This window comes from Stenotrophomonas pictorum JCM 9942 (assembly GCF_001310775.1).
Taxonomy (GTDB): Bacteria; Pseudomonadota; Gammaproteobacteria; order Xanthomonadales; family Xanthomonadaceae; genus Stenotrophomonas; species Stenotrophomonas pictorum.
Genome location: NZ_BAZI01000116.1, coordinates 1 through 7,821, shown reverse-complemented (window position 1 = coordinate 7,821; position 7,821 = coordinate 1). Strand labels below are relative to the sequence as shown.

Below are 7,821 nucleotides of genomic sequence, written 5' to 3'. Positions count from 1 at the left end.
GGCCCCTGCCCCAGTTGCGGACACGCCGACCGACCGGCCCGTGCCGCTGCCGGATCAGAGTCCAGCCCCGACCTACCCGCCCGCAGCGCTGCGTCGCGGCGACAGCGGGACGGTCGTGGTGCAGGCGGTGGTCGATACGCGCGGTGTGCCGCTGGATGTGAAGATCATCCAGCGCAGCGGCTCGCGTGATCTGGATCGCGCCGCCTTGGACGCCGTGCGCAACTGGCGTTTCCAGCCGGCGCAGAGCAACGGGCAGCCGATGCAGGGAACCCTGGAGATTCCCTTCGATTTCAAGCCCGCGCAGTAAGCCGCGCGCTCTGGCCGATGCCGCCCGGATCCTGCTTGTGCCCAAGCCGCACCGTTGCCAGTGCGGCCTGGATTCCAGATGACCTCAGGACAGAACGCTCAGCCCGAAGCCGGCACCGCTGGCAAGCTCGTCAAAACCCGGGAAAGAGGTCGCCACGTTGGCTACATCGTTGATCCGGACCTCCCCGGTACTGAGCTGGCCGGCAATGGCAAAGGCCATCGAGATGCGGTGATCGCCGTGGCTTTCGATCGTGCCGCTGCCCAACGGGCCACCGTGGATCGTGGCGCCATCCTCGGTTTCATCCACGCGCAGGCCCAGTGAGCGCAGGCCGGTGGCCATCGCCGCCAGACGATCCGATTCCTTGACCCGCAGCTCGGCGGCGCCGCGCACCACGGTCTGGCCGGAGGCCGCCGCTGCGGCGACAAACAGCGCAGGGAACTCGTCGATCATGTCCGGCACCACCGACTCGGGAATCTCCGCGCCCTGCAGCGGCGCGTAACGCACCACCAGATCCGCCACCGGCTCGCCGCCATGCTCGGCATGGTTCTCCTCGGTGATGTCCGCGCCCATCAGGCGCAACGCTGTCAGCAGACCGGTACGGCGCGGATTGAGTCCGACCGAGCGCAGCCGCACCTGGGAGCCCGGAATGATGCTGGCGGCGACGATGAAGAACGCCGAGGAGGAGAAGTCCGCCGGGACCGCGATATCGGTCGCGCGCAACCGCTGACCGCCGCGCAGGCGCGCTGCCCGGGGAGAACGCGATCTCGACGCCGAACGCGCGCAGCATGCGCTCGGTGTAGTCGCGGGTGGGATGCGGCTCGACCACCGAGGTCTCGCCCTGCGCATACAGGCCGGCAAGTAGCACCGCCGACTTCACCTGGGCGCTGGCCACAGGCAGCTCGTAGTCGATGCCGTGCAGGGTCTGCCCGCCATGGATGTGCAGCGGCGGCGTGCCATCGGCCTGCGTGTCGATACGTGCGCCCATCTGTGCCAGCGGCCCGGTCACCCGACGCATCGGCCGCTTGGACAGCGACGCATCGCCCACCAGCGTGGAGTCAAACGGCTGCCCGGCCAGCAGACCCGCCAGCAGGCGCATGCCGGTGCCGGCGTTGCCGCAATCCAGCTCACCCCGGGGCGCCTTCAGGCCATCCACGCCCACGCCATGCACGATGCGCTGCGAGGGCGACGGGGTTTCAAAACGCACCCCCATCTGCGCAAAGATCGAGGCGGTGGCGCGGGTGTCCTCGCCTTCGAGAAAGCCATCGATATGCGAGACACCGTCCGCCAATGCGGCAAACATCACCGCCCGGTGCGAGACCGACTTGTCGCCGGGAATATCCAGCGTGCCCTGCAGGGCCGAGCCTTTGCGTGCAATCCAGTACAGAGAATCGGTCATGCTGCTTCCTGTGGTAGCCGCCCGCGCCAGTGCGCGGGCCAATCAAAGCCGGAATTCCCGGCCATCAGAACGAAAGGGAGGGCGGCATAGCTGCCGGCGGAGCTGCCGCCAGCAGGGCGCCACCGATGGCATCGGTCAGGGCACGGCCACCGGATAGGAGCCGAGCACCTTGATCTGCGCCGAATGGGTCTGCAGCTCCGCCAGCGCGGCCTGCATCGCCGGATCCTCGACATGGCCGGCCAGGTCGATGAAGAAGCCGTACTCCCACTTGGCCTGATGCGAGGGCCGCGATTCGATGCGGTTCATGCTGATGCCGTGGCGGGCGAACGGGCTGAGCACATCGAACAGCGCGCCGGGCTTGTCGTGGATGTAGACCAGCACCGAGGTACGGTCGTGGCCGGAGGACGGGAAGATCTGGCGGCCGATCACCAGGAACCGGGTGGTGTTGTCGGCATCGTTCTGGATCGGTTTGGTGACGACCTTCTTCAGTCCATAGGCATGGATGGCGCTCTCGCCACCGATTGCCGCGGCGTCATCGGCGTTGCGCGCACGGCGCGCGCCCTCGGCGTTGCTCGACACCGGCAGCTTTTCCACCTTCGGCAGATTGGCGCGCAACCACGACGAGGTCTGCATGAACGCCTGCGGGTGGGCATAGATGCGCTCGATGTCCTCCAGCCGGCCCGTGCGCGACATCAGGTACTGCTGCACGCGCAGCTCGACCTCGCCACAGATCTTCAGGTTGGAAGTCAGGAACATGTCCAGGGTGATCTGGATCGTGCCCTGCCCGGAATTCTCCACCGGCACCACGCCAAAGTCGGCATTGCCGGCTTCCACTTCCTGGAACACCTCCTCGATGCTCGACAACGGCAGGCCCAGGGCCGAGCGGCCGAAATGCTTGAGCATCGCCTGCTGGGTGAACGTGCCTTCCGGCCCGAGGTAACCGACCTTCAGCGGCTCCTGCTGGGCAAGGCAGGCCGACATGATCTCGCGATAGACATGCACCAGCACCTCGTCGCTGAGCGGGCCTTCGTTGCGGTCCACCACCATGCGCAGCACCTGCGCCTCGCGCTCGGGCCGGTAGTAGTCCACGGCCGCGGCCAGCTTGCCCTTGGCCTTGCCGACCTGGTGGGCGAACTGTGCACGCTCGGCGATCAGCGCCTGGATGCTGCGGTCAATGTGGTCGATCTTGGCGCGCACATCCGACAGTACCGGTGCGGCGATGGCCGGCTGCGTGTCCTTCTTCAGTGCTTTGGGCTTCTTGCTGACAACAGCTTTCTTGGCCTTGGTGCTGCGCGGTGCAGCGTCTGCTGCCGGTTTACGGGGCTTTGAAGCCATGGAATCACCGTCTGTTACGAGCCGGCGCCTGTGCGCCCGGCGGAATGGGAAAAATCAGCCGTTGCGCCGCTGGAAGTCGCGCATGAACGCCGCCAGCGCCTGTGCGCCTTCCAGCGGCATGGCGTTGTACAGCGAGGCGCGGATGCCGCCGACCGCGTTGTGACCTTTCAGCGCGAGCAATCCGGCGCGCTTGGACTCGCTGACGAAACGCGCATTGAGTTCGTCATCGGGCAGGAAGAACGGGATGTTCATCCGCGAGCGCACGGCCGCGGCGACGTCGTTGCGGTAGAAGCCGCCGGAGTTGTCGATCGCCTCGTACACGAGCGCCGATTTGGCCTGGCTGAGGCGGGCGAACGCCTCCACCCCGCCCTGCGCCAGCATCCACTTGAACATCAGCCCCGCCAGGTACCAGTTCCAGGTCGGCGGCGTGTTGAGCATCGAGTCGCGGGCCACGTGCGAGCGGTAGTCGAAGATGTCCGCGCGCGGCTGGCCGGCGCGCTCGAGCAGGTCGCGACGGATGATGACCACCGTGATCCCGACCGGCCCCAGGTTCTTCTGCGCACCGGCATAGATCACCCCGTAACGCGACACGTCGATCGGCTCGGAGGCGATCGAGGAACTGAAATCGGCGATCAGCGGCACCCCGCCCACGTCCGGGACGTCGCGGAATTCGACGCCGTGGATGGTTTCATTGGCGGTGATGTGCACGTAGGCCGCATCGTTGGACAGCTGCCACTGCGCCGGCGCCGGAATGTCACGGAAGCCGCCGGCCTCACTGCTGGCGGCGATGTGCACATCCACGTAGGGCCGGGCCTGCTTCACCGCGGTCTTGCCCCAGTGGCCGGTAAGCACATAGTCCACGCGCTGGCCGGGCGCGGCGAAATTCAACGGCAGCAACGCCTGCTGGGTGGTGGCGCCGCCGCCCAGAAACAGCACGGCATAGTCATCGGGAATGCCGATCAGCGTGCGCAGGTCGGCATCTGCCTGGGCCGCGACGGCCATGAAATCGGCGCTGCGGTGACTGATCTCGACAATGGACGCGCCCACGCCGTTCCATTCCAACATTTCCGCCTGCGCCTGGCGCAGAACCGTTTCGGGCAACGTCGCGGGGCCGGCACTGAAATTGAATGCGCGCGTCATATCACACCTGCTGGGCTGAAGACCTAGTATGCCGCAGCGCAGCAGGCTTGGGGGACGCTAAAAAAGTTGCATTTGCATGCATCTGCAGCGGCGATCCGGATCGCCCCGGCGATGCAGCTCACGCACCGCCAGCCCGCCTAATCAGCGGGCGCCGAACAGCAGCAGCGCGCTGATCGCGGCACCCAGCAACAGCGCACTGAGCAGCAGCCACGGCCAGCGCCGCGGGCGCCGCTCCGGCATCGACGCATCAGCCGGCTCGGCCGTCTCGCGCTCCTCGCTTTGCGGAAAGTGGCTTGCCGGAATGCGCGGGTTCAACGGCACTTCAAGCACAAACCGGTGGTTGCCTTCGAACACCAGCTGATCGCCGGCCTGCAGCCAGCAATGCCGCACAGTCACCCCGTTGACCTGGGTTCCCTCGGCCGAGCCCAGATCACGCAACAGCACTTTCTCGCCGTGGCGCTCCAGCCGCGCATGACTATCGGCGAAAGCCGGCTCATCGATGAGGATATCGCTGTGCGGATCGCTGCCGATCGTGCGCGGCTGGTCTAGCGTGAAGCAGCGGCCGTGATAGCGCCCGCCCACACCGCGCAGCAGCACGCGCATGTCCTCGTCGCTGGCGGCCTGTGGCGCGGGCGGGTGTGTCACCGGCTCTCGCATTCCCCGCGCAACAGCATCTCGCACCGTCGGCATAGACCGCATCCCCGGCCCGCAGCAACGCCATGCGCCGGACCGGCCGGCCGTTGACATGGATGCCGCGGGTGCCACTGGCCACCTGCAGCCAGACCCCGCGCTGGTCCACGCAGAACTGCGCGAGCAACAGAGGGCCGACACGGTCATCCCCGAGGCCGACCTGGCCGGTCGCGTGCCGGACGATACGCTGCACGCCCGGCTTCAGAGGCTGATCGGGTTGCTGACGGTTGCTGAAGTGGACTTGCAGTGTGCGCACTGTCGCAGATTATCAGTTCACCCGGACATGCAGAAGATGGTCGCGGGACTTGGACTGCGTCGCCACAGTCCGCACAATGCCGCACCTTGTCTTTATCGCCGGTCCGCCGGGAGCCTCTCCATGTCCACCATTGATATCCGTCACCCCCATTCCCTGTCCGACGAAGGCGCGCGCACCGCCATCGCAGAAGTCGCCCAGAAGCTGGAAGAGCGTTTTGAAGTGACCGCCCGCTGGGAGGGCCAGACCCTGTATTTCGTCCGCTCCGGGGTTGATGGCGCCATCGAACTGCTGCCGGGCGCGGTGCGGGTGAAAGCCGAGCTGGGCTTTCTGCTGTCGGCCATGAAGGGCATGGTGGAATCGGAGATCCAACGGGTGCTGGCGGAAAAACTCGGCTGAACCCGGCGCCCTCACGCAATGCACGCACGGCCATCGCTACGGTAGGAACCTGATCTGTTTCCCTGCCGAGGAGCAATGCCGTGAGTGTTTACGAACCTCGCCCTGAAGAAAATGACACCCCCGAGCAGCACGAACCTGCCGAACGATTGACCCGCCGCGTTACCGAATCGGCCCAGCAGATATGGCTGGCCGGTCTGGGCGCCTTGTCGCGCGCGCAGAATGAAGCAAAAGCCTGTTCGATTCACTGGTCAAGGAAGGCGAGTCGATGGAGGAGCGGTCGCGCCAGCAATCGGACCGTGGCGAAACCCTGCGTGACAGCGTCGAGACCACACTGAACCAGGCACGCGAGCGCGCCGCCGGCACCTGGGACCGGGTCGAGCGGAGTTTCGAAGACCGCGTCCAGCGCGTGCTGCGGCGCATGGATATTCCCAGCCGTTCGGATATCGAGACGCTCAACGACCGCCTGGACGCACTGAACCGCCGGCTGACGCGGGCCGAAAGCCAGTCTTCGCGATCGGAAGCGGATCCTGAATCACATTGATGTTGCAAAGCAGCAAAAGCTGCGCAAGAATCAACCGACCCGCCAGCAGTACCGCGCCGTATGTCTCCCTCCCCACACGGCTCCGGATGGCGGGTTTTTTGTGCCTGCCGTTCGCGCAGGTCGCTCCTGCCCGGTCTTTTCCGGCGATTGCCGCGATAATGGGCCGCCCAGATCCGCTGCATTCGGCGTCGTGCCGCGCAGCCGTAGCAGGAGGCCGCCATTGAACACCCCAGGTCCGGACCCCTCGTCCAGCACCCCTACCCGTCACGACCTGCATGGCCGTTACCGCACCGCCGAAACCGTGGAGGATTTCCGCCACAACCTGGCCGCGGTCCAGTCGCGCATCGCCGCCGCCTGCGAGCGTGCCGGACGCGATGTGGCAAGCGTGCGCCTGCTGCCGGTCAGCAAGACCATCGATGAAGCCCACATCCGCCGCGCCTATGCCGCCGGTTGCCGTTTCCTGGGCGAGAACAAGGTGCAGGAAGCCCATCACAAATGGGAGGCGATGCAGGATCTAGCCGATCTGCGCTGGTCGGTGATCGGCCACCTGCAGACCAACAAGGCCAAGCTGGTGGCCCGGTTCGCCAGCGAGTTCCAGGCGCTGGACAGCCTGCGCCTGGCCGAGACGCTGGACCGTCGCCTGCAACAGGAAGGTCGCAGCCTGGATGTCTTCATCCAGGTCAACAGCTCCGATGAGGACAGCAAGTACGGCCTGCCACCCGGGCAGGTGGACGGGTTCCTGCAGGCGATGCCGCAGTTCGGTGCGCTGCGCGTGCGCGGGCTGATGACGCTGGCGATGTTCTCGGCCGAGGCGGCGCAGGTCCGCGCCTGTTTCATCCGCCTGCGCGAACTGCGTGACCGCCTGCGGCAGACCGCGCCGGCCGGGGTGGAGCTGGACGGGCTGTCGATGGGCATGTCCGGGGATTTCGAGATCGCCATCGAGGAAGGCGCCACCGTGGTGCGGGTCGGCCAGGCCATCTTCGGCGCACGCGCGGTGCCTGACAGCCACTACTGGCCCGGTCAGGACGCACATGGCTGAACCGCCACGCCGGGCACGGTCCGGCCGCACGATTACGGCCACAAACATCTATAAACTGCGGCTCTGTCCGTGTCGTCGCTGGGTGTGTTGATGTTCTCGTGGATTCTGGCTCTGGTACTCGCACTGGTTCTCTGGGGTCTGGCCGTGCTCTATCTGTGGCTGGTCCGGCGCAGGAAGATCGAGGCAAACCATGGTCTGGCCGCATTGGCGGGCATGCGCTGGCGCGAGTTCTCGCGGATCGTGCGGGATGCGATGGCCGAGCAGCGCAGCATGCAGGACGCGATTGCCGAAGAAGCCAGCGACGCCGGCACCAGCAGCGACTTTCTGATGACCCGCAACGGTGAACGCTGGCTGGTGTCGTGCAAGCATGGCCGCGCCTACCGTATCGGCGCCGGCGCGATCAACGAACTGGGCGCTGCGCTGCGCCTGACCGGCGCCCGTGGCGCCGTGCTGATCACCGAGGGCCATGTGGAGCGCGACGGCCTTGCCGCCGCCGCGGAGCAGTCCATCGAAGTGGTCGATGACCGCAACCTGTGGCAGATGCTCAAGTCCTATGTGCCCGAGGGGATGCTCCAGAGTGTGGTCGGAATCGCCCGCCGTGAGGCGATCCGCCACACCGGGATCGCCGCGCTGGCTGCGCTGACCCTCGGCCTGCTGGCGGGCATGGGCTACAACACTGTTCACAACGACGCCGGCCCTGCCCCGGCCGCACCGGTCATCG

6 protein-coding genes and 3 pseudogenes are annotated in these 7,821 nt (G+C 66.6%); 5 read left to right on the top strand and 4 right to left on the bottom strand.

The window, feature by feature from the left end; all coding sequences use genetic code 11:
• On the top strand, window positions 1-307 hold a 307-nt coding region (locus tag JCM9942_RS07825), incomplete at its 5' end, for an energy transducer TonB (protein WP_157722820.1).
• Window positions 308-391: 84 nt separating this feature from the next.
• Here the strand turns inward: JCM9942_RS07825 and aroA are convergent.
• The 4 genes and pseudogenes from aroA to JCM9942_RS07805 form a co-directional block, all read right to left on the bottom strand.
• Window positions 392-1,703: pseudogene (aroA, locus tag JCM9942_RS07820) on the bottom strand (3-phosphoshikimate 1-carboxyvinyltransferase).
• 135 nt (window positions 1,704-1,838) lie between these two features.
• On the bottom strand, window positions 1,839-3,038 hold the full coding sequence (pheA, locus tag JCM9942_RS07815) for a prephenate dehydratase (protein WP_054658900.1): 1,200 nt from the start codon (window positions 3,036-3,038) through the stop codon (window positions 1,839-1,841).
• A 54-nt stretch (window positions 3,039-3,092) separates the two neighbouring features.
• Entirely contained in the window at window positions 3,093-4,178 is a 1,086-nt protein-coding gene (serC, locus tag JCM9942_RS07810) for a 3-phosphoserine/phosphohydroxythreonine transaminase (RefSeq protein WP_054658899.1), read from the bottom strand.
• Between the two features lie 141 nt (window positions 4,179-4,319).
• Window positions 4,320-5,124: pseudogene (locus JCM9942_RS07805) on the bottom strand (FHA domain-containing protein).
• 120 nt (window positions 5,125-5,244) lie between these two features.
• On the opposite strand from JCM9942_RS07805, the gene JCM9942_RS07800 reads away from it, so the two are divergent.
• The 4 genes and pseudogenes from JCM9942_RS07800 to JCM9942_RS07785 form a co-directional block, all read left to right on the top strand.
• The gene (locus JCM9942_RS07800) at window positions 5,245-5,520 is read left to right on the top strand and encodes a polyhydroxyalkanoic acid system family protein (RefSeq protein ID WP_054658898.1); all 276 of its coding nucleotides are present in this window, start codon (window positions 5,245-5,247) and stop codon (window positions 5,518-5,520) included.
• 80 nt (window positions 5,521-5,600) lie between these two features.
• Window positions 5,601-6,061: pseudogene (locus tag JCM9942_RS07795) on the top strand (phasin family protein).
• 271 nt (window positions 6,062-6,332) lie between these two features.
• Window positions 6,333-7,100, top strand: a complete 768-nt coding sequence (locus JCM9942_RS07790) for a YggS family pyridoxal phosphate-dependent enzyme (RefSeq protein WP_241772739.1) — start codon at window positions 6,333-6,335, stop codon at window positions 7,098-7,100.
• Window positions 7,101-7,169: 69 nt separating this feature from the next.
• Window positions 7,170-7,821, top strand: a 652-nt coding sequence (locus tag JCM9942_RS07785; RefSeq protein WP_256202326.1) for a restriction endonuclease, incomplete at its 3' end; no start/stop codon positions are given.